We start from the raw sequence: 20372 nt of genomic DNA, 5'->3' as shown, positions 1-20372 counted from the left end.
CACTCCTCTAACGGTCGGGAACGCTCGGCATCCACGACCGTAACCAGCGGAGCGCCCGCAGTCAGCGTTCAGATGGCCCGCCACTTCTGGTTCGGAGTCCCGCCGCACTGCCAGAGCTGTAGTCGGGCGCCGTTGTCCGGGTTCGCGTCGAGCACGTCGACGCACCTGTCCGCCTTGACGTTCACCAGGTCGTAGGCCTTGTTGAGGGTGAACTTCTGCGACCCCGCGCCGGAGCAGTCGGCAAGTTGGATCGCTGCCCCGTCCTGGGTGGAGTGGCCGGCGACGTCCAGGCACTTGCCCATCGAACGGACCGTGCCGTCAGCGGGAAAGGTCCACAGTTGCTTGGCGGTGCGACGACAGTCCCAGATCTGCAGGCGTGCACCAGCGGTGGCGTTGCCGTCCCGGATGTCGATGCAACGGTCACTGGCGAAGCTCTGGATCTGCTTGCCGGCTGGCACGTTGCTCTGCGTCGGGGAGGGCCGCGGCGGGGCCGACGGTTGCTGCGCCGGATTCTCCGGAACGGTTGTCGCACCGGTGCCCGCCCCGGGTGTCGGCTGCCCCGCGCCTCCGGACGGCGGAGGGCCGGCAGGTATGGACGGCGAGCCACCCACGACCGGCACGCCCTGGACCGGCATCCCCTGGAAACCGTCCGTGATCAGCGCGAAGGTGCCCGCGCTCGCCGACCATTCGGCGGCCGAGGTGGTCCAGCCGATCGAGTACGCGTGCCCGTTGTGACCAATGAACGCGCGGCTCACCGTGTGCAGCGGCGTGCCGTCCTTGGCGGTGTAGGTCCACTCCCATTCGGCGGCCCGCACCTGGTAGCGCAGTGCGGCGAGCCGGCTCTGGCGGTAGTCGGCGTACCGCTTGCGTTCCGTCGCCTCCCGCGCCCGTAGCTCGCCGACCAGGTCCGCGGGGACGGACCGGAGTTCGTCGACGACGAGCACCCGGCTACCGTCCGGCTCCCGGAACTCGGCCCGCTCACCGTCGCGTCGCGCCTGCCAGCCGGCCGGCACCGGTACGAGGAAGCGGGGATCGTCGCGGTAGTAGCGCCATCCCGCGGGCGCTGGTGCGAGTTCCCTGGACACCGGCGAATCGGCAATCGGCGACGTGTTGATTGCGGGCGCCGCAACTCCGCCGGCACCCGCACCGCCAAACAGCCCTCGATTCAGCAGGGACGCGGTCACCAGCAGGACGACCAGCAGCGCGGCGGCTGCGATCGAAGCGATCAGTCGAGCCCGACGCTTGCGGCCGGGCCCCACGACCGGGGCGGCGGGGACAGGCAGCCGCGTATCGGCGACAGGCGGCTGTGCGTCGGCGATCGACGGCGGCGCGTCGGCGACAGGCTGCGGCGTATCGGCGACAGGCTGCGGCGCGGGCGGACCGGGCTCGGCGGTGACGAACTCGGGCACGATCTTCGGACGTGGCTCGTCGGTGGTGGCGGCGAGCCGGGTTACCGGCCCGTCGCCGGTGGTGCTCCCCGGGGCGACTGGCTCGTCCGGGGCGGCGGCCTGGCGCAGGAGCCGCTCCGCCTCCTCGGCGCTGATCCGCTGATCCGGCTCCCGGCGCAGCAGTCCTTCGAGGAGCGGGGTCAGCCGACCGGCTCGCTGAGCCGGCGGTGGCGGCTCGGTGGCGAGCGCCGCCAGCGTGGCGATCGGCGACGAGCGGTGGTACGGGGTGCGTCCCTCGACCGCAGCGTAGAGAGTGGCGCCGAGCGACCACAGGTCGGCGGCCGGACCAACGTCGCCGTCGGTGGCCCGCTCCGGCGCGAGGAAGGCCGGCGAGCCGAGCACCATCCCGGTCTGGGTCATGCGTGGGTCGCCGGGGAGGGTGGCCAGGCCAAAATCGGTCAGCACCACCCTGCCGTCGTCGGCGAGCAGCACGTTGGCTGGCTTGACGTCCCGATGCAGCACGCCGGCCTGGTGAGCGGCCTGTAGCGCGCTCAGCACACCGAGCCCGATGTGCGCGGCGCGGGCCGGCGGCATCGGCCCCTCGGCTTCGAGCACCTGGTGCAGGGATCGGGACCGGACGAGTTCCATCACGATCCAGGGGTCGTCGGCCGAGTGCAGCACGTCGAAGACGCGTACCACGTTGACGTGGCCCAGGCGGGCGACGGCCCGCGCCTCGCGCATGGACCGTTCGCGCATCTCCCGGCGTTCGTCGTCACGCAGGCCGGGCGGTGCCACCAACTCCTTGATGGCCACGTCGCGTTGCAACATCTCGTCGCGGGCCTGCCATACGCGGCCCATCCCGCCCTGACCGAGTGGGCGGACCAGCCGATAGCGATCGGCAATCAACTGTCGAGTGGCATCTGGCACGACAGGAAGGTACCCGGCGAAGATTGCGTGCCCAATTTCTGCGACAGGTGGAAAAGCGGCAGTTGGATATGTCACACCGCAAGATCAACGACCAACCGATCGTTCATTTCGACATAACTCGACTATTGGCACCCACGCTGTCGCCCAACGCGATGTTACCAACACGTATATCGGCAAGATGCTATGAATATCGAATGAATTCGAATTCTGCGGCGACCCGAACCACCCGCGCCCCGGTCCACCCGGAGACGGCAACTGTCGACCGGGCCCGGCCGAGCACCTGGCGGGCCAGCCTGTGCCTGGTCGCGGCGCTGACGGCGTGTACGCCCGAAAGCGACGCGCGCCAACCCGGCACGCCGCCTGTCGACGGCACAACCTCGCCGGCGCGCGAGGGCGATGCCGGACTGCCGTGCACGCCGTCGGTAACGGCGATGCCGGCAATACCGGCGGGTTATCGACTGGTCGGAAAAGACGTGGCCGTGCCCGACCGCGCCGTGCTGACTGCGGAGGACTCCGGGGAGGCTGATCGAGCGGCTCGACTATTCGCCAAATGGGGCCTGGTCGTACGCGCAGGCACGGTCGTCGACCTTCAGGTGGCACCGGGATCCGAAGGCGAGGCCCGGATCGGGTGGGGTGCTCTCGGCACGCCAACGGCGACCGCCACGGTGCACGCCTGCGCGCCGGAGGGTGCACAGGCGCAATGGATGGCCTTCGTCGGTGGCACGTGGGTCGCGCGGGCTGCCTGCGTACCTCTCGTCGTGCGGTCGAACGGCCAAGAGGACACTGTCGACCTCGGCATCGGCGTTGCCTGCGACAAGCCCTCCACGCGATAGATCCCACTGGGCACCGTCGACGGCAGCATTGCGACGGTCCCCTACTCCTGCTGGCCGCGATAGCGGGGATCGACACCTGGAAGTTCGACGATTTTGCGCTGGGTCCGGCAATCGCGGTGGGCGCCTTAGCGGCCACTTCGATCGTCGAGGTCTTCCTACTCACCAACGCCCAAACTTGGGCTGGTATGTCATAAGGACGCTCTCCGAGTCCATTAAATCGTTGACTTGGCGATTTACCACAGCGGCAGATCCTTTTCCCGGATCGCTAATACTGCAACGGCAGTTGGTCAGGGGTAGCCGTGTCGTCGGTAGTGGCAGGTTCGGGCTTGGTGTTGGCGTCGTCGGCGCCATCGAGACCAGGCCCAGACGCGCTCTGATGGGTGGGTTGATCGCACTATGAGTGCGGTGAGCAGTCTTCGGATCTCCGGTACGGTGTAGCCGATCATCATGTCGCCGTCGGGGCTGGATCCCCTTTTGCGGTAAGGGATCGGGCCACGGACAGCCAGGCGTGGGCGGCCATGGACAGGGTGATGTGGCGCTGCACCCCGGCCGACCGGGTGCCCTTCTTCAGGAACCCGGTGTCGTCCACGATCAGCACTCCGGCCGGGACGCCGAGGTGCTCGACCACGTAGTCCCGCACGTCGTCACGGACCGCGTCGACGTCCCAGTCCGCCCACCGCAACAACCTTTGCATCCCGTCCGGCGACACGTCCCCGGCCTGCTCCGCGAGGGTCCAGCCGTTCTTACGGCCCAGGCCGGGAGACCAGCCCGCACAGGTACTGCCGCGCCCGCCGCCGCGGCTCCGAGCGGCGAAACCGAGGCCCGATCCGGGCATGCAACCGGTCCAACTCCCCATGCCACTGATCGACATCAACGTCTGTCACAGGCAGACCAACGAACGCGAGCCGAACTCGATTCGCCTACTGCCGTAGTAGTACTAGTGCCCCTCGTCCAGCGGTCGGGCCGGGAATCAACCGGTAGGGCTGGACCGGACCGGACCGGTTTCCGGTCCCGCCCGGCCCACGGCCAGCCACAACGCGGCTATCGGTTGGCGTCCCGGACCCGTACGGCGGCGACGCGCGGGGACACCACCGGGTCGGGTTGGGAGAACGTGGCGACGAAGTCGTGTGGTCCGGCGCTGGTCAGGCCGGCGTAGTCGCCGAGGAAAAAGCCCGGGGGGCCGACTTCATTCAGGAAGGGGGCATGCCGCATGTCGAATGGCTCGTTGGTGAGTCTTACCTCGGTGTCGAACCCAACCCCGGTCGCGCAATCAAGCTTGGGTGTCGGGCGACAGGTCACCAGCCAACGATCGGTCCATAGCGCCCCGGCGGGGTCGTCGTGACGAAAATCGGAGTAGTCGACCGCGACGGTATGGTCGGCGGCGACTGCAACCGATGCGGTGAATGCCTGTTGGTTGCCGATCGGGACGTACGTCGGGCTGCGGTTGACCTTTACCGGCGTGGACCAGTGGCGCCCGCTGTCGTCCGACACGGACAGTGCGATTGCGTCCGCCCGCCCGCCGCTGAAGCGGGCGTCCTGCCAGACCAGGTAGATCCGCCCGCTGGCCGGATCGACCGCCGCGTCGATGAGCGCGGCGCTGCCGCTGGAGACCTGGTCCCCCGGCGACTGCGGATCGCTGACGCCGGCCGACCGCATCTCGGCTACCAGGTGGGGAGGTGACCAGGTGGCGCCACGGTCCTGCGACCGCATCACGGCAACGTGCCGGGTGGGCCGCTCGCCGGTGAGGTCGAACAGGGTGAAGGAGTCGACAAGGGTCCCGTTGGGGAGCACCACGATCTGGTGTCCGGTGGTCAGCCGGTTCTCCCCCGGCTCATAGATCTGCCGCGCCCGCCAGGTGCGTCCGGCATCACCGCTGGCGGCGAAGACCACCGCTCCGCGGAACGGCTCGCCCTCCTGGTCGGGTTCCATGATCTTCGGTACGACCGTGTAGACGCGTGCGGGGTTCTTCGGATCAGCCACGATCGCCCCACCGACGTACGTCCCGCCGTCCGGATCGCGCTCCGCCACTACGAGGACCGGTTTACTCCAGGTGAGACCGCCGTCGAGGGATCGGGCCGTGATGAGTCCGCTGGGTGTGGTCTCGGGTGCGTCGAACACATGCGCCGACAGATGCAGCATGCCGGTTGGGCCGAATGACAGCCACACGTCATCGACGTAGTCGAAGGTCCCGCCCGTGCATCGGCTCGTCCCCGGAATCAGCACCCGCCGCCAACTGTGGCCGCCGTCGGCGCTCACCCCAGCGACCAGTCCTCTGAACCGGTCCTGTGTCCACACCGACACCAGCTGCTGACGTTTCAGCGGGTTGGCGGCGACGGTCGGTTCGAGCGCGCCGGCGGGTAGGAGATCGTCAAGAGCGGCCGAAGGGCAGGCGCCGAATGGGCTCGGCCCAGAGACCCACGCCGGACCCGTGGATACCTCCGATGGCGCCACCGACGCGCCCGCTGCGCTGGCGCCCGGCGCGAGAGTCATGGTCACTAACAGGACCGTGACGAACAGGGCGGTACGAGCTCGTCCGCTCATCGTGTGCTCCCCAGGTCGACCGGATCGGGTGCGAGTCGGCCACGTCGTGCCAGCAGGACGCTGGCGGCGGCGAACCAGATGAAGCCGATGAACCTTCCGGCCGGGATGAAGACCGACGCCGCGGAGGCCAGCAGCGAGAAGATCGCGAGTACGCACAGCGTCGCGATGCCGATCCCCAACCTGCCGAGCCAGCTCGGCAGCGCCCTGGTCCGCAGCATGGCGGCTGAGGCGGCGCCGACGAAGAGGCCGAGCGTCACGATGTGCAAGGGACCGCCGGTAATGAAGGCGAGGTCCATCGCGAACCGGAAGACCCGCAGATCCGATCCGCTGCCGGGACGAGACATGATCCATTGAACGGCCGCCGACGACAGCAGCAGCGCGGAGGCGACCGCACCGGAGGCATGCGCCAGCCCAGCGGCTCGGCCGATGTCGCCCCGCCGGCGCATCGTGACGGCGACGTACGCGGTGAACACCAGCAGTGCGACCGCTGCCAGCGCCTGGAAGAACGCGCCAACCGGTGCACTGGCTGAGCCGCTATCGAGGAACTGTTGGACATCGGCGTCGGACGAGTACGGCGTAACCAGCGGCTCGCCGGGTGAACTGATCAACCCCGGGAGGAGCATCGCCGTGGCGAACGACAGGACGTACAGCAACCCACTCAGGGCGTGCAGCCGAGAGGCCACAAATGGTGTCTCACGCACGGCGGGGCCTCCCCGCCGGATAGACGACGATGGCTGTCGGGTGTGTCGCGCTCCTATGTTGATGCACGGAGCGAGCATGCCGCCGGAGTCATCCGTCCACGTCGCATAGGCGTCGTATCTCTGACTGCGCTCCACGGCGTATTGCCGTTGCGCGAGGGGGTACCACCCGGCCAAACGCTGGCGCTCGCCACCGCCGACGTGAACGCGGGACTCTAAGCCGGTTGTTCCGGTGAGGTTGGTGTTCTCAACTCGCGCGACTCCGCCCGGCCTAGGGTAGGCCTGCCGGCCCGGGGCGCTCGGACCGCGGCCGCGTCATAGCTCACAGGAGCGGAATTCATTTCACAGGATGTCCCGGCCTGCTCCGCGAGGGTCCAGCCGTTCTTACGGCCTAGGCCGGAGACCAGCCCGCACAGGTACTGCCGCGCCCGCCGCCGCGGCTCCGAGCGGCGAAACCGAGGCCCGATCCGGGCATGCGACCGGTCCAACTCCCCATGCCACTGATCGACATCAACGTCCGTCACAGGCAGACCAACGAACGCGAGCCGAACTCGATTGCCTACTGCCGTTGCAGTACTAAGCGACGGGGCTAACCGATGTCGACCTGCTCAGAATGGCCGCCGCAGCAGTTGCAGCGGGTGTGGCATGGACGCAGACGCGACAGCACAGTAGCGACTGCAAACGCCCTGGCCGACGCTCTCGCCCTGGGTGACCTCGGAGTCATCGCTAAGCTCGTGCGGCAGCGCAGCCTTGGCCGGGCGTCACGCCGGACTCGAACACGGCCGCGTCATCGACATCGACAGGATCGAGGGGGCCAGTGCTCACCGTAGCCTCGGCGGACACCATCGTGGTGCCCGAGGGTGAGCGATTCGGATTCTGGCACGACCTGGTGGCACGCGAGTCGGTTCCGATGCGGATCCACAGTGCCCACGCAGCAGACTTCCGTGCCCGAGCAGAGGTCGTCAACCTGGGTGAGGTCGTGCTGTCGTCCTGGCAGTACCCATCCCTGGACATGCAGCGGACCGGCACATCCATCCGCCGCAGCGACCCGGAGATGTACCAGTTCGCGCTGCCGTTGTCCGGTCATGGCGGGTTGGAGCAGGAGCGGCGGGCGAACCTGTTCACGCCGGGGCACTTCGCCGTCGTCGACACGTCCCGACCGCATCAGTCGTCGCATCAGCGGCGGTCGCAGCGCGAGAGTCTGTTGACCACCCTGACGATCCTCGTTCCGCACAGTCTCATACCGCTGCACCCCGACAAGATCGCGCAGCTCCTCGGCACGAACATCCCCGCCACCGAGGGGATGGGCGTGCTGCTCAGCCAATTCGTACGTCAGATCTTGACCCACCCAGAGCAGTACCAGGAGAGCGACGTTCCGCTCCTGGGCACCGTTGCGCAGAACCTGATCTCCGCAGCGGTGGCCCAGCACCTGGACCTCACCGACGCTCTACCGACCGAGGTACGCGGGCACAGCCTGCGCGTACGGGTCAAGGCGTTCATCGACGAGCACCTCGGCGACCCGAATCTCTCACCAAGCACCGTCGCGGCCGCGCACCACGTCTCGCTCCGCAGCCTGCACCGAGCGTTCGAGGCCGAGGACCAGACAGTCGCTGAGATCATCCGGACGAAGCGCCTGGACCGGTGCGCACGCGACCTGCGCGATCCCCTGCAACGAGCGCGGCCCATCCACAGCATCGCCGCCCGCTGGGGCTTTCCCGCGAAGGCGCACTTCAGCAGAGTCTTCACCGCCACCTTCGGGATGTCTCCCCAAGCCTTCCGTGACGACCCCTCCGCTCGCGGCCGGTAGGCCGGCGGCCGCTGCGCGTAGCTCGTTCCCCCTCACCAGCGCGAAGGATGCTCACCGCACCCAGCCGAGAAACCGCCGATGCAGGGAGCCGGCAGGCGCCCAGGTCAGGTCCGCCGAAGCGCGGACCAGTTGCGCCCCCATGTACAGAGCCAGCGACACTGGGGCTTGGTCGAACTCCTCTCGCAACTCACGCTGCCGCGTACGGCACGGCCATGGCTGGTCGCAGCCGCTACAACTCCAGAGAGGCAACACCGGGCCATGGACAGTTGCCGCGCTTGACTTCATCGCCCCTCCCCCACCGGCCAGTGCCCCCGGCTGATCGGGATGCGGTGCCGGGCCAGGCACGGCAGTTCCGCACCGCAGCGGCAGACGCGCCGCCATTTCCGCCACGACCAGGCCGGCTGGTGCCGACGCGCCAGGGTCATCGCGACCGCGAGCAGGTACTCGTCGTACGTGACTCGGCGCTCCGGATCGCCCCAGTTGGCTCTCATGGGGTCGCCCCGCCGAGCAAGGAACGCGAAGCAGTGCACCTACAGGCGGAGGGTTGGACGATCGGAAGCATGCCGGGACTGTCCCGCCCGCTACCTGTCGCTGGCCATGTCCACGAGTCATGTCACGGCGACATGACCCGTCTCGACCTGCGCACATTCGGACCCTAGGCTGCGAAGCGAGGGCCTTGGGTAGTCAGTCCGCCACGCTGGGAGCCGCTGTGCTGCTCGATCCACTTCGCATTCCGGCCGCCACTTGGTCCGACCCGGCCGTACGCGACGCCCTGAGCCGACGTGACGTCGGCGGGCTCTTCCGACGCATCGGCCAACTGACCGGCGCAAGCCAGACCCGGATCGGCGCGGCGGTCGGGCTGGAGCAGGGGTACGTCAGTCGCGTCACGGCGGGCCGAAAAGTGACCTCCATCGAGGTATTGGAGCGCATCGCCGATGGTTGCCGAATGCCCGACGAGGCGCGCATGGCGCTCGGCCTGGCGCCACAGAGCAGTCGCCCATGTCATCGCGACATGGCATCGACGCAAGGACAGCGGCAGAGTGGCCTTCCTGTCAACCGGTCCTGGCGGGAGGACGTCCGCGCCGCCATCCAATTGTGGGAAGGCGATGTGAACCGTCGAGACGTGGTTCGGCAGATCGCGTTCAGCTCCGCCGGCTACACCCTGCCGGCCCTCAGGTGGTTCACTGCGCCTCCCCCTCGAACCGTTGAACAGGCGGGCTCTCGCACTGTTGATCGACCCGACATCGAGACCATCCGCGAGATGTCCGCGACCTACCGCCGGCTCGACAATCAGTACGGTGGCGGCCACTCCCGCGCTGCCGTCGCCCGCTACCTCCACCAGGAGGTGACGCCACTGCTCGAGAACGGCCGCTACGAGACGCCGACCGCGCGGAAGCTTCTCAGCGCGATCGCCGAACTGACCCAGCTCGCCGGCTGGCAGGCGTACGACGTCGCCGATCACGGGGTAGCCCAGCTCTACCTGACACGCGCCCTTGAGCTGGCCCAAGCTGCCGGCGACGCAGGGTTGGGCGCGGAGATCCTCGCCGCGATGAGCCATCAGGCGACGTACCTCGGACACGGTGTCACCGGCATCGACCTCGCCCGCGCCGCCAGGCAGACAGCGATACGAGCTGGGCTCACGGTACTGACGGCAGAGGCGTCCGTTACGGAAGCCCACGCGCACGCCATGATGAGGGACGAGCGGGCCTGCACCGTGGCACTCCACCAGGCGGAAGTTGCCCTCGACCGGGCCGACCGGAGCAGCGATCCCCAGTGGCTCGGGTACTTCGATGAGGCCTACCTGTCCGCCAAGTTCGGACATTGCTTCCGAGCGCTCGGCAAGCCCGCCCAGGCCGAACGCTTCGCGGCTCGCTCCCTGCGGATGGACGAGCGGTACGTCCGCGGCAAGGCCTTCAACCTGGCGCTACTCGCCTGTTCACAGGCGCAGCAGGGAGATGCCGAGAGGGCCTGTGCAGTCGGTGCGGAAGCCTTGACCCTGACCGCACGGCTTCGATCGGCCAGAGCTGCCGGTTACGTACGTGAGTTGCAGGCCGAACTCGCGCCCTACCGCCAGCGAGGCGCCGTCCAAGGGTTCATCCGCCGAGTGGACACGGTTCTCGGCACCCGGCGCTGACGTCTACAACTCACCACGGGCCTGTCGCGCGACCAACTCCAAGACCGCGATCACCGTCCCGGCCCCGACGATCTCGCCCTGCGCCACCAGTTCACGCGCGTCGGCCAGCGGGATCCAGGCCACCCGCTCAGCCTCGTTCACATCGACCGGACCGCCCGTGTGCTCTGCCTCTCGGGAGAGGAAGAGCATGTTCTCGGCGTCCGCAGTGCCCACCCACGGCTGGAACGACAGCAGCGGCTCGACCTGGTACGGACGCCATCCGGTCTCTTCCTCCACCTCGCGTACGGCGCACACCTCGGGCAGCTCGTGTTCGTCGATGTAACCGCCGGGCAGCTCCCACACCCACCGATCGAACACGAATCGGTGCCGCCGCATTAGCAGCAGACGCTGTCGTTCGTCCACGACCGCGACCATGGCTGAACGAGGCGCCCGGATCACGTACTGCTCGAACCGCACGCCGTCGGGCAACTCCACCTCGGCGATGCTCAGTCGCGCTCGGCGCGTGTCGTCGACGACCCGCTCACCGTGGATGGTCCACCGCGTCAGCTCGGTCGGCTGATTCTCCGTCATCGGCTCATTATCGACTTACTGCGCCCGGCTTGATCCGCAGCTCACAACCACGCCAGGAAGACGGTCTCGGCACTCAGGCTGTCGTTGGAGATCGGGATCATCTCCCCTCCTGGGTTGGTCGGCACAACTCTGAGGTCCGGGCGCTGCCCTGGCTCCCCGTACGGATCGTTGGGGATGTGAACGGCGGCGATGAAGTGTTTGCCGTCCGCCGAGACCACCATCCCCTCGGCGACGGTGCCGTCGTCGGCGTCGACCACGTCGATCGAGGCGCCTACGGGGTCACCGGAGTGGGCGTCCGCGACCTGGAACGACCCGGACGGGGCGCGGCACAGCACCTGGGCGTCGCTGATCCAGCCCACGATGGCGACACAGTCCCTGACCAGGGTGGCGTTGCTGGCCGATTTTCCGATGAGCGCTTTCGACGAGTCTGCGGCGTCGAAGATCCTTCCGAAGACCTTCGGCGCGAACCCCGTGAATCGACGGCCGTTCGGCGAAACGCGGACCATGTCAGCCTGGATGGCTCGCGGCGGTTTTCCCGAGACGGTCAGCGGGAGTTCATGTCCGGCCGCCGGCCCTTCGTCCGTCAAGTCCTGCTTGCCCTCGATGGCCCGGGATCCGATTCTCTGCTCCCCGGCAGGGTTCGTGTAGGTGAACCAGACGCTGCGCCCGTCGGGCGCCATCGCGGCGTTCTGCTCGTCGTTGCTCGTCGCGCCGCTCGGGGCCGCGGCGTCGCCCTGGGGATCACCGCTTGCCACGGAGCCGGCGTGTGTGGCCTTGCCGTCGGGCTCCCGGAACACCACTGCCATCCGGGTGAATCCGAGGTCGAAGAGGGCGCGGATTCGCGGGGACAGGTGTTCCAGGTCGTCCACGCGGTAGGGGGACGGGCGGTCGGTGCTCTGCCGGCACAGGTCCACGAGCGGGCTGTTGACTGCCTCGACGCCTGAGTAGTTGGAAAAAGCCGCGCTGGCCGGTATGTCGAACATGCGCTCGTCGAGTTGTTGCCACCCGTCGGGATCCCATGCCTGCACCGAGACGGCGGCGGCGCGCGCGCCGATGGAACAGGTCGCGGTGATGACGGCGCCCTTGCGGGTGAACGGGGTGTCCGGCAGCGCGTACCCGTCGTTGCCCCGGTTCCCAGGGGGCGGGTCGGTGCCTTCCTGCTCTGCTTTCGGCGTCGAACTGCATGCCGCAGCACACAGGACAGCCAGCGCAACCGCCAGAGTTCTCGGAGCTACGCCAAATCGCATTGGTTTCCCTGAGGGTTCAGATGGCATGGCGTCCAGGGGACCGAGCCGAACACCCACTTCTGTCGAGGGTTCGCGGGTGCCGATTCCGTGTGGATACGGAGGGGGTTCCCGTCGCCGTCTTTCAGTTGGACGTAGTCGTCCTGATGGTGGGCGTCGGTGTAGTGGACCTCGATGCCCCACTCACACGACTGGCCGGCTGGCGCGATCGCCTCCACCCGGAGGGCGCCCACGGATTGGCCGCCTCCGACCTCGATGAATCGGCTGTCGAAGTAGGGCTTGCCCTGCCCCTCGGTGTCGTCGGTCAGGACCGGCTCGTCGGCGCGGGGCGGTAGGTGAAGACTGATCCCTTCGTAGGCCGCTCCGCCCTGCGACGGGCGGGAGACGACCGTCTTCCTGCTGCTCTTCACGCAGGTGAGATCAACGACCTTCCAGTCGTCGATCATCACGGGGTAAGCACGGGTACTCAAAAAGGCAATCTTGAAAGTGTCAATGTTTGCCATCCTGCCGGACGACGTCTGCTGATCCATGTATCGCTGCGGGGCGTTGTTCAGGAAGGACGCGTATCCGAGCGGGTGACCACCCAGGCTTCGCAGGTACGAGAAGGGGGACGAGCTGTCCTGCATCTTCTGCGTTTCGTCGGCGGTCAACTCTCGGTCGAGGACCATCGTCCAGGATTCTGGCTCGCCCCTCTCCGGCTGCACGGACACCGTGAAGGGCAACTCGGACGCATCGACCTTCTTCTGAGAGTCGTTCTCCTTGGCAACGGTGGACGGGATGAAGAAATGGTCTCGCGCCGTTTCGACTGCCAGGGTCACGGCCGCCACCACGACGCCTATCACCACCGACACCACGATCCAGCGCCTGTTCTTGCGACGGGAGGCCCCGGGGCCCGCTCCGAATTGCTCATAGGCGATCGCTTCATAGCCGTCGCCGGCTTCGCTCCCGACCTCAGCGGGTGCCTGTTGCTGTCGAGCACCTGCCGATGAGTCTCCGTGTGGGCCCGGACCAGCCGTTGCCGGCTCCTGCGGCGACGCGCCACCGCTGACGGGCCTCGGCCCCGAAGTCTCCTCGGGTGGTGGCGTTGCTGTCATAACCACCGACTGTACGGTCGGTCGTCGAGCCGCAAAGTCCCGAACGTGAGCTGTCCACAATGGGTCGCCGAGACGACAACGAAGGCCCTGGCCAAGGCTTGGCTACTTGGCCAGGGCGTTGATCGTCGGACGGATGTCGCAGAATGAAGCCGCCTGTCGACTCGGCGATCTCGTTGGATCGGTACTCCAGCGTCAGGCCTGCGCCCCGACCGGCGCGGCTGGCTCGTCGGACCGGCGCGGCTCCCCCTCGCCCGCGTCGTCGTGCTCGTCGAGCATGGTCGCCTCGTCGAACGGGTCGTCGCCGCGCAACACCCCGACCGCGCGGTTCCGGTCGAACTCCCCGGTCCAGGTGCCGACGAGCACGGTCGCCACGGCGTTGCCCGCGAAGTTGGTCAGCGCCCGAGCCTCTGACATGAACCGGTCGATGCCGACGATCAGCCCAACCCCGTCGACGAGGTCCGGCCGGTGCGACTGGAGCCCACCGGCCAGCGTCGCCAGCCCGGCGCCGGTGACACCGGCAGCACCCTTCGAAGCGATGATCATGAACAGCAGCAGCGAGATCTGCTCGCCAATCGACAGCGGCTTGCCCAACGCGTCGGCGATGAACAGTGACGCCATCGTCAGGTAGATCGCCGTACCGTCTAGGTTGAACGAGTATCCCGTCGGCACCGTGATGCCCACGACCGGCTTGCTCACGCCGAAGTGCTCCATCTTCGCGATCAGCCGCGGCAGCGCCGACTCCGACGACGAGGTCGACAGGATCAGCAGGAACTCCCGGCCGAGGTAGCGCAGCAGGCCGAAGATCGAAATCCGCGCCACGAACCAGAGCAGCGCGCCCAGGAACACCAGTACGAAGATCAGACAGGTCGCGTAGAAGCCCACCATGATCTGGGCGAGGCTCTTGAGCGCGTCCACGCCGGTCGCGCCGACCACGGCGGCCATGGCACCGAACGCGCCGATCGGCGCCAGCCACATGATCATGGCGAGGACCTTGAAGACCACCCGCTGAATGACGCCGATGGCGCTCAGCACCGGCTCACCGCGCCGGCCCATCGCCTGCACGGCGAAGCCGACCAGCAGGGCGACCAACAGCGTCTGGAGCACCTCGCCCTCGGTGAGCGCGGACAGCAGCGTGGTCGGGATGATCCCGAGCAGGAAGTCCGCCGTCCCGCCGGTCTCGTCGCCAGCGGCGGCCTTGCCCGCGCCCGCGAGGTCCTGGCCCAGGTCCAGGCCGGAGCCGGGGTGGATGAGGTTGCCGACCACCAGGCCGATGGCCAGCGCGACGGTCGACATGGTGAGGAAGTAGCCGAGGGCGAGGCCGCCGACCTTGCCGACCTTCGCGGCCTGCCGGACGGAGCCGACGCCCAGCACGATGGTGCAGAAGATGACCGGGCTGATCATCATCTTGATCAGGTTGACGAAGCCGGTGCCGATCGGCTTGAGTTCCTTGCCGAAATCGGGGGCGACCAGGCCAACCACGATGCCGGCCAACACGGCCACGATGACGGCCAGGTAGAGGTAACGGGTACGGTCCCGGCGGACCGGCGGTGCCGGTGAGGTGGCGGGTGCGGTGGTGTCCATGTCGACAATGTGAACCGTGTCTCACCCGTTGACAGCCTTGCGGTCATTCTGTTCACCGCGACAGCAGCAGCGCTACAAGGAGGTGGTGGAGGTGGCCCGACGCCAGTGGAGCATCGCGGGGCAACTCTTTGCCCTCCAGGCGATGGTGGTGACGCTGCTCGTGCTGGCCGGCGCGGCGGGCGCCGTCTGGCTGGCCCGCACCGACTCCCAACAGGCGGCAGAGGAGGAGGTGCTCGCGGTGGCGCAGACCGTGGCCAGTTCCCCCGACGTCCGCGCGGCCCTCACGGCCGCCGATCCGCCGAGCGTCCTCCAGCCGTACGCCGAATCGACCCGGCAGACGACGGGCACCGACTTCGTGGTGGTGATGGCCCCCGACCGCACCCGCTTCTCACATCCGACCCGGGACCTGATCGGCAAGCCGTTCGTCGGGGAAATCGGGCCCGCCCTGGCGGGCCACCCGTTCACCACCACAAACGTCGGCACGCTCGGTGAGTCGGTGCGTGCGGTGGTTCCGGTGTACGACGAGCGGCAGCGCATTGTCGGTCTGGTCTCGGTCGGCATCACGACCCGGAATATCGACCGTAAGTTGCTCGGCGAGTTGCGGGTGCTGCTCGGTGTCGCCGCACCGGCTCTCGCACTCGCCGCGACCGGCTCCTGGCTGCTCAGCCGCCGGCTGCGTCGCCAGACGCACGGTCTGGGACCGGCGGAGATGACCCGGATGTACGAGTACTACGACGCGGTTCTGCACTCGGTGCGCGAAGGCCTCGTCGTGCTGACCGTCGACCGACGGGTGGCGCTGGTCAACGACGAGGGTCGCCGGCTGCTGGGGCTCGACGCGGACGCGCCGGTGATCGACCAGCCGGTCGCCGGGGTCGACCTACCGCCCGCGGTGGCCGACCTGCTCGGCTCCGGGCGCGACGCCCGCGACGAACCCGTCCTCGCCGGTGACCGAGTGCTCGTCGCCAACCAACGGACCACCCGCTTCGAGGGCGCGGTGCTCGGCACCGTGCTGACCCTGCGCGACCAGACCGAACTGCGCGCGCTGGCCAGTGAGCTGGATTCGGTGCGCGCATTGACCGAGGCGTTGCAGGCCCAGACCCACGAGTCGGCCAACCGGCTGCATACCGTACTGACGCTGGTGGAGCTGGGCCGCGCCGACGAGGCCGTTCGGCTCGGCACCCGGGACCTGGCGCTCGCCCAGCAGCTGACCGACCGGGTGGTCGGCGCGGTGACCGAACCGGCGTTGGCGGCGCTGCTGCTCGGCAAGTCCGCGCAGGCCGGTGAGCGCGGGGTCAACCTGGTCATCGACCCGGACTGCCGCCTCGACGACAGCCCACTGCCGACCGGCGACCTGCTCACCGTGGTCGGCAACCTGGTCGACAACGCCCTGGAGGCGGTGGCCGGCACGCCGGCACCACGCCGGGTGCGGGTCTTCGTCGGTGCTGTCGACGACGCGTTGGTGGTGCGGGTGGCCGACAGCGGCCCGGGACTGGCCCCGGAGCGGGTGGCCGACGCGTTCCGGCGCGGCTGGTCCACCAAGAGCACTGGCCGGGGCCTCGGCCTGGCGCTGGTCGGGCAGGTGGTCCGCCGGCACGGTGGTAGCTGCGACGTGGCTCGCTCGGATGACGGCGGCAGCCTGTTCACCGTCCGGCTGCCGGGTGAAGGTGAGCGGTCATGAGCGATATCCGGGTGCTTGTCGTCGAGGACGAGCCGCTGCTCGCCGAGGCGCACAGCGCGTACACCGAAAGGGTTCGGGGTTTCGTGGTGGTCGGGGTGGCGCACACCGCACGGGCGGCGATGGCGGCACTGCGCGCCAACGGTGGCGGCGACATCGACCTCGTACTCCTTGATTTTCGGCTGCCCGACCTGCACGGCCTGGACGTCTGCCGGGCGTTGCGCGCGGCCGGCAGCAGCGTCGACGTGCTCGCGGTGACCAGCGCGCGGGACCTGGCGGTGGTGCGCACCGCGGTGTCTCTCGGGGTGACCCACTACCTGCTCAAACCGTTCACGTTCGCCGCGTTCCGCGACAAGCTGGAACGGTACGCGGACTACCGCGCGCAGGCCCTCGCCGACGGTGAGGTGGCCGCCCAGCACGAGGTGGACCAGATGTTCGCCACCCTGCGCGGCACCGCCGGGCTCAGCCTGCCCAAAGGGCTCGACGCGCAGACCCTCGATCGGGTACGCGCGGCGCTCACCGACGGGACTCGCACCGGGGTGGGCCTGTCGGCGACCGAGGTGAGCGGGCTGACCGGAATCTCCCGGGTGACCGCCCGCCGCTACCTGGAATACCTGGTGACCATCGACCGGGTTGCGCGCAGCCCCCGCTACGGCACCCCCGGCCGCCCCGAGGTCGAGTACCGACCCCGGTGAGCGTGCCGAGACTCCGACTCGACACCGGCCGCGAGGTGCGATCTGTCGATGTGGGAGGTGGGAGAATCGACGACGAGCCGATACCAGGAGGTGAGCCGTGACGTCAAGCAACGCCGAGTGGCCGACGGCTGAGCATGTGCCAGCCGAGGAGTTGGCCCGTCCTCAGGGCATTCGACCAATCGCCTCCGTGGACGACCTGGCCCGTCCGGACCTGTTCGAGTCGGACGACGAGTTGGACGAGTTCCTCGCCGACCTGTACGTCTCCCGGCGGGCCGGTGCCGCGTGAGCATCGCCGTCAAGCCGCCAGGCTGCACTCGGCGGCGCGTCGGGGAGCTGATTTCGCGGTAGTCCGAGCGGCGACCTTGGTTGACGCATGCCTCAGTTCTCGGTTCCGCACTTCGGTCCGACGCCACTAGCTACGGTTGACCTCCGCGCGCTGCCGAAACGAAGCAGAGGCAGTGCCGTTACCACACCGAGCAAGTCAGGCGATCTGACGGAGGTCGTCGCCGTAGTCGAAGATGATCCGCATCCGGGCGCCGAGCGCTCGTGCATATCGGCTCAGCGTCGCGACCTCGTTGGCCTCCAGATCACCGTTCTCGATCTGGCTGACTCGGCCGGGCGTGACACCCATCAGCTCGGCCACCTGCCGCTGGGTCAGACCCAGCCGCTTCCGCTCTTCGGCAAGGTGGAAGGCGCTGATCCACGCCTCGGTACGGGCACGTTCTACGTCGAGCGCCTCATCGTCCCCGTCGTGCAGCTCAGCCCGGATGTCATTCCAGTCATGGAAGTCGCTCATCAGACCTCCCTCCGTTTCCTCTCGAAGGCAAGCCAGCCCTCATACGCAATCTCAGCCACCGGAATCGCCTTTTCGTACCAGCGATTCCAATCTCCTGCCTTGTTGCCGGCCACTAGCAGCACGGCCTGGGACCAGGGATCGAAGACGAACAGCACTCGGACGGCGACGTCCCTTCCAGATCTCGGCCGGAGTTCCTTGAGGTTGCTGATGGTCGAACCCCTGAGGGTGTCAACCAGTGGACGCCCCAGGCCCGGACCGGTCTCCGCAAGCATGTCGATCGCTACGTTGACCGACCGGTACGTCGACGGGTCGGCCTCCCGCAGGGATCGCAACCAGTCGCGGCATCGGTTGTCGTCCTGATCGCCCAGCGACGTGGCGGCTCATGAGACATGGAGCAACTATAGCCTGGCCTATACACGGAGCGGTGCGTCCTTTAGTGGTGGCGGACGGAAGATCCGTTGTTAGACTTGCCGCGTTGGGTTAGCGACACGACTGGGGAGACCAGACATGGCGGGTGACGACGACATCTCCGGGTGATACCGGATGTGTTCGGCCACCAGTTCGGCGCGCGTCTGCGCAGCCGCCGTGGCCATGTCGTCGTTCCACCGGTCCCCGTCTTGTCGGGCGGCTTCGGCGCGCCCACCCCACCCTTTGAGGTCACTCGCATGTCTGATGCGTTCATCGTCTGCTCGAACCTGTCCTTCTCCTGGCCGGACGACACTCCGGTCTTCGCGGAGCTGTCCTTCTCCGTTCCCGGCGGCCGCACCGGGCTGGTCGCGCCCAACGGCGCCGGCAAGAGCACTCTGCTGCGGCTGATCGCCGGGGAGCTGCGCCCCAGCGGCGGCAGTGTCACCGTCGATGGCCTGCTCGGCTACCTCCCGCAGACCCTGCCGCTGGCCGGAGATCTGACCGTGGCCGAGGTGCTCGGCGTCGCCGAGCGGATCACGGCGCTGCACGCCATCGAGGCCGGTGACGCCAGCGAGAAGCACTTCGCCACGATCGGCGACGACTGGGACATCGAGGAGCGCACCCGCGCCGAGTTGGACCGGCTCGGCCTGGGTGACCTGTCACTCGACCGCCGGCTGCACACCCTCAGCGGTGGCCAGGTCGTCTCCCTCGGCCTGGCGGCGCAACTGCTCCGGCGTCCGGACGTGCTGCTGCTCGACGAACCGACAAACAACCTGGACCTGGAGGCCCGGCACAAGCTCTACGACGTCCTCACCGATTGGCCTGGGTGTCTGCTGCTGGTCAGCCACGACCGGGAGTTGCTCGACCGGATGGACCGCATCGCCGAGCTGGATAACGGCGAGATCCGCTGGTACGGAGGGAACTTCACCGCGTACACCGAGGCGGTGCAGGCGGCGCGCGAGGTGGCCGAGAGCAACCTGCGCAACGCCGAGCAGGAGGTCAAGCGGGAGAAGCGAGAGATGCAGCAGGCCCGGGAGCGGGCCGACCGACGGGCCAGCAACGCCTCCAAGAACCTGAAGAACGCCGGGCTGCCGAAGATCTTCGCCGGCACCATGAAGCGCAACGCGCAGGAGTCCGCCGGAAAGTCGCACGAGACGCACTCCGCCCGACTCGGTCAGGCCAAGGCCCGGCTCGACGAGGCCGGCCGGGCGCTGCGCGAGGAGGACCGGATCAACGTCGAGCTGCCGGGCACCACCGTCCCAGGCGGCCGTACGGTCTTCACCGCGCAGGGTTTGCGGGCCCGCTTCGACGGCCGGGAACTGTTCGGCGGCAACGGCGCCGACCTGGTGATCCGCGGGCCAGAGCGGATCGCGCTCACCGGGGCGAACGGCGTCGGTAAGTCGACCCTGCTACGCCTGATCAACGGCGATCTCGAACCGGCGGGCGGTGAGCGCAAGCACGGCGACGGGCGGATCGCGTACCTGTCGCAGCGGCTGGACCTGCTGGACCTCGACCGCACGGTGGCGGAGAACTTCGCCGCGTACGCGCCGAGCGTGCCGGACGCGAAGCGGCTGAACCTGCTCGCCCGGTTCCTGTTCCGGGGCTCCCGGGTGAACCTGCCCGTCGGGGTGCTCTCCGGCGGCGAGCGGCTGCGCGCCACCCTCGCCTGTGTGCTCTGCGCCGACCCCGCGCCGCAACTGCTGCTGCTCGACGAGCCGACCAACAACCTGGACCTGGTCAGCGTCGCCCAGTTGGAGAGCGCGCTGTCCGCGTACCAGGGGGCCTTTGTCGTGGTCAGCCACGACGAACGGTTCCTGGCCGAGATCGGCGTGCAGCGCTGGTTGCGGCTGGCCGACGGCCAACTGCGGGAGATCAGCGCCCCCGAGCAGGGCTGAGCCCGGTCGGGAAGGTCGCGGCCCGGCCCGGCGCACGCCGGCCGGGCAGCGGCCCGGTCAACTCACGCCGGCCGGGCCGCTGCCCA

Annotated in this window: 18 protein-coding genes and 2 pseudogenes; 8 read left to right on the top strand and 12 right to left on the bottom strand. The window is 68.5% G+C overall.

Annotated features, from left to right (window positions below; translation table 11 throughout):
* Positions 1–68: 68 nt before the first annotated feature.
* The gene (locus ACLQ28_RS24170) at positions 69–2315 is read right to left on the bottom strand and encodes a protein kinase domain-containing protein (protein WP_425688546.1); all 2247 of its coding nucleotides are present in this window, start codon (positions 2313–2315) and stop codon (positions 69–71) included.
* A 47-nt stretch (positions 2316–2362) separates the two neighbouring features.
* On the opposite strand from ACLQ28_RS24170, the gene ACLQ28_RS24165 reads away from it, so the two are divergent.
* Positions 2363–3148, top strand: coding sequence for a hypothetical protein (locus ACLQ28_RS24165; RefSeq protein ID WP_425688572.1), 786 nt, complete (start codon positions 2363–2365; stop codon positions 3146–3148).
* The gene (locus tag ACLQ28_RS24160) at positions 3033–3548 is read left to right on the top strand and encodes a hypothetical protein (RefSeq protein WP_425688545.1); all 516 of its coding nucleotides are present in this window, start codon (positions 3033–3035) and stop codon (positions 3546–3548) included. The genes ACLQ28_RS24165 and ACLQ28_RS24160 overlap by 116 nt, the downstream gene beginning before the upstream one ends.
* 135 nt (positions 3549–3683) lie before the next feature.
* Here ACLQ28_RS24160 and ACLQ28_RS24155 read toward each other — a convergent pair.
* From ACLQ28_RS24155 to ACLQ28_RS24140, 4 genes and pseudogenes are all read right to left on the bottom strand, one after another.
* Positions 3684–4032 (bottom strand): annotated as a pseudogene (locus tag ACLQ28_RS24155) (transposase); the annotation flags it as partial.
* A gap of 157 nt (positions 4033–4189) precedes the next feature.
* Positions 4190–5404: a sialidase family protein gene (locus tag ACLQ28_RS24150; protein ID WP_425688544.1), complete on the bottom strand. Its 1215-nt coding sequence runs from the start codon at positions 5402–5404 to the stop codon at positions 4190–4192.
* 281 nt (positions 5405–5685) lie between these two features.
* The gene (locus ACLQ28_RS24145) at positions 5686–6390 is read right to left on the bottom strand and encodes a hypothetical protein (protein WP_425688543.1); all 705 of its coding nucleotides are present in this window, start codon (positions 6388–6390) and stop codon (positions 5686–5688) included.
* 350 nt (positions 6391–6740) lie between these two features.
* Positions 6741–6917, bottom strand: a pseudogene (locus ACLQ28_RS24140) (IS701 family transposase); the annotation flags it as partial.
* 287 nt (positions 6918–7204) lie between these two features.
* Here ACLQ28_RS24140 and ACLQ28_RS24135 point away from each other — a divergent pair.
* Positions 7205–8194: a helix-turn-helix domain-containing protein gene (locus ACLQ28_RS24135; RefSeq protein ID WP_425688542.1), complete on the top strand. Its 990-nt coding sequence runs from the start codon at positions 7205–7207 to the stop codon at positions 8192–8194.
* Between the two features lie 281 nt (positions 8195–8475).
* Here the strand turns inward: ACLQ28_RS24135 and ACLQ28_RS24130 are convergent, their stop codons facing one another.
* A complete protein-coding gene (locus tag ACLQ28_RS24130) occupies positions 8476–8685 on the bottom strand; it encodes a hypothetical protein (RefSeq protein ID WP_425688541.1) in 210 nt (69 codons plus the stop codon).
* Positions 8686–8903: 218 nt separating this feature from the next.
* Between ACLQ28_RS24130 and ACLQ28_RS24125 the strand changes: the two genes are divergently transcribed.
* The gene (locus ACLQ28_RS24125) at positions 8904–10328 is read left to right on the top strand and encodes a helix-turn-helix domain-containing protein (protein ID WP_425688570.1); all 1425 of its coding nucleotides are present in this window, start codon (positions 8904–8906) and stop codon (positions 10326–10328) included.
* Between the two features lie 3 nt (positions 10329–10331).
* Here the strand turns inward: ACLQ28_RS24125 and ACLQ28_RS24120 are convergent, their stop codons facing one another.
* The 4 genes from ACLQ28_RS24120 to ACLQ28_RS24105 all read right to left on the bottom strand — a co-directional run bounded on the left by ACLQ28_RS24120 (position 10332) and on the right by ACLQ28_RS24105 (position 14817).
* The gene (locus tag ACLQ28_RS24120) at positions 10332–10898 is read right to left on the bottom strand and encodes an NUDIX hydrolase (protein ID WP_425688540.1); all 567 of its coding nucleotides are present in this window, start codon (positions 10896–10898) and stop codon (positions 10332–10334) included.
* A gap of 41 nt (positions 10899–10939) precedes the next feature.
* Positions 10940–12145, bottom strand: a complete 1206-nt coding sequence (locus ACLQ28_RS24115; RefSeq protein WP_425688539.1) for a hypothetical protein — start codon at positions 12143–12145, stop codon at positions 10940–10942.
* The gene (locus ACLQ28_RS24110) at positions 12130–12996 is read right to left on the bottom strand and encodes a hypothetical protein (RefSeq protein ID WP_425688538.1); all 867 of its coding nucleotides are present in this window, start codon (positions 12994–12996) and stop codon (positions 12130–12132) included. Before ACLQ28_RS24110 ends, ACLQ28_RS24115 begins: the two co-directional genes overlap by 16 nt.
* Positions 12997–13428: 432 nt before the next feature.
* Positions 13429–14817 carry a cation:dicarboxylate symporter family transporter gene (locus tag ACLQ28_RS24105; protein ID WP_425688537.1) on the bottom strand — a complete coding sequence of 463 codons (1389 nt, stop codon included), beginning with the start codon at positions 14815–14817 and terminating at the stop codon, positions 13429–13431.
* Between the two features lie 16 nt (positions 14818–14833).
* Here ACLQ28_RS24105 and ACLQ28_RS24100 point away from each other — a divergent pair, with 16 nt between their 5' ends.
* The 3 genes from ACLQ28_RS24100 (at position 14834) to ACLQ28_RS24090 (ending at position 17473) form a co-directional block, all read left to right on the top strand.
* Positions 14834–16495, top strand: coding sequence for an ATP-binding protein (locus tag ACLQ28_RS24100; RefSeq protein WP_425688536.1), 1662 nt, complete (start codon positions 14834–14836; stop codon positions 16493–16495).
* Positions 16492–17187: a response regulator gene (locus tag ACLQ28_RS24095; protein ID WP_425688535.1), complete on the top strand. Its 696-nt coding sequence runs from the start codon at positions 16492–16494 to the stop codon at positions 17185–17187. Before ACLQ28_RS24100 ends, ACLQ28_RS24095 begins: the two co-directional genes overlap by 4 nt.
* A gap of 97 nt (positions 17188–17284) precedes the next feature.
* Complete coding sequence (locus ACLQ28_RS24090) at positions 17285–17473, top strand: hypothetical protein (RefSeq protein ID WP_425688534.1); 189 nt, start codon at positions 17285–17287, stop codon at positions 17471–17473.
* A 195-nt stretch (positions 17474–17668) separates the two neighbouring features.
* Here the strand turns inward: ACLQ28_RS24090 and ACLQ28_RS24085 are convergent, their stop codons facing one another.
* Both ACLQ28_RS24085 and ACLQ28_RS24080 read right to left on the bottom strand, forming a co-directional pair.
* Positions 17669–17983, bottom strand: a complete 315-nt coding sequence (locus tag ACLQ28_RS24085) for a transcriptional regulator (RefSeq protein ID WP_196922256.1) — start codon at positions 17981–17983, stop codon at positions 17669–17671.
* Positions 17983–18351, bottom strand: a complete 369-nt coding sequence (locus tag ACLQ28_RS24080; protein ID WP_425688569.1) for a type II toxin-antitoxin system RelE/ParE family toxin — start codon at positions 18349–18351, stop codon at positions 17983–17985. Before ACLQ28_RS24080 ends, ACLQ28_RS24085 begins: the two co-directional genes overlap by 1 nt.
* 297 nt (positions 18352–18648) lie before the next feature.
* Here ACLQ28_RS24080 and abc-f point away from each other — a divergent pair, with 297 nt between their 5' ends.
* Entirely contained in the window at positions 18649–20286 is a 1638-nt protein-coding gene (abc-f, locus tag ACLQ28_RS24075) for a ribosomal protection-like ABC-F family protein (RefSeq protein WP_425688533.1), read from the top strand.
* The last annotated feature ends 86 nt before the right edge of the window (positions 20287–20372 follow it).

The organism is Micromonospora sp. DT201 (genome assembly GCF_049841575.1).
Classification (GTDB): domain Bacteria; phylum Actinomycetota; class Actinomycetes; order Mycobacteriales; family Micromonosporaceae; genus Micromonospora.
Note: the sequence above shows the minus strand (reverse complement) of the source record. Positions and strands in the feature narration are given on the sequence as shown.

Coding starts and splice junctions, on each gene's coding strand:
- abc-f (WP_425688533.1), top strand. CDS start 18,649: ATGTCTGATGCGTTCATCGTCTGCTCGAACCTGTCCTTCTCCTGGCCG.
- ACLQ28_RS24105 (WP_425688537.1), bottom strand. CDS start 14,817: ATGGACACCACCGCACCCGCCACCTCACCGGCACCGCCGGTCCGCCGG.
- ACLQ28_RS24130 (WP_425688541.1), bottom strand. CDS start 8,685: ATGAGAGCCAACTGGGGCGATCCGGAGCGCCGAGTCACGTACGACGAG.
- ACLQ28_RS24085 (WP_196922256.1), bottom strand. CDS start 17,983: ATGAGCGACTTCCATGACTGGAATGACATCCGGGCTGAGCTGCACGAC.
- ACLQ28_RS24120 (WP_425688540.1), bottom strand. CDS start 10,898: ATGACGGAGAATCAGCCGACCGAGCTGACGCGGTGGACCATCCACGGT.
- ACLQ28_RS24115 (WP_425688539.1), bottom strand. CDS start 12,145: ATGCGATTTGGCGTAGCTCCGAGAACTCTGGCGGTTGCGCTGGCTGTC.
- ACLQ28_RS24095 (WP_425688535.1), top strand. CDS start 16,492: ATGAGCGATATCCGGGTGCTTGTCGTCGAGGACGAGCCGCTGCTCGCC.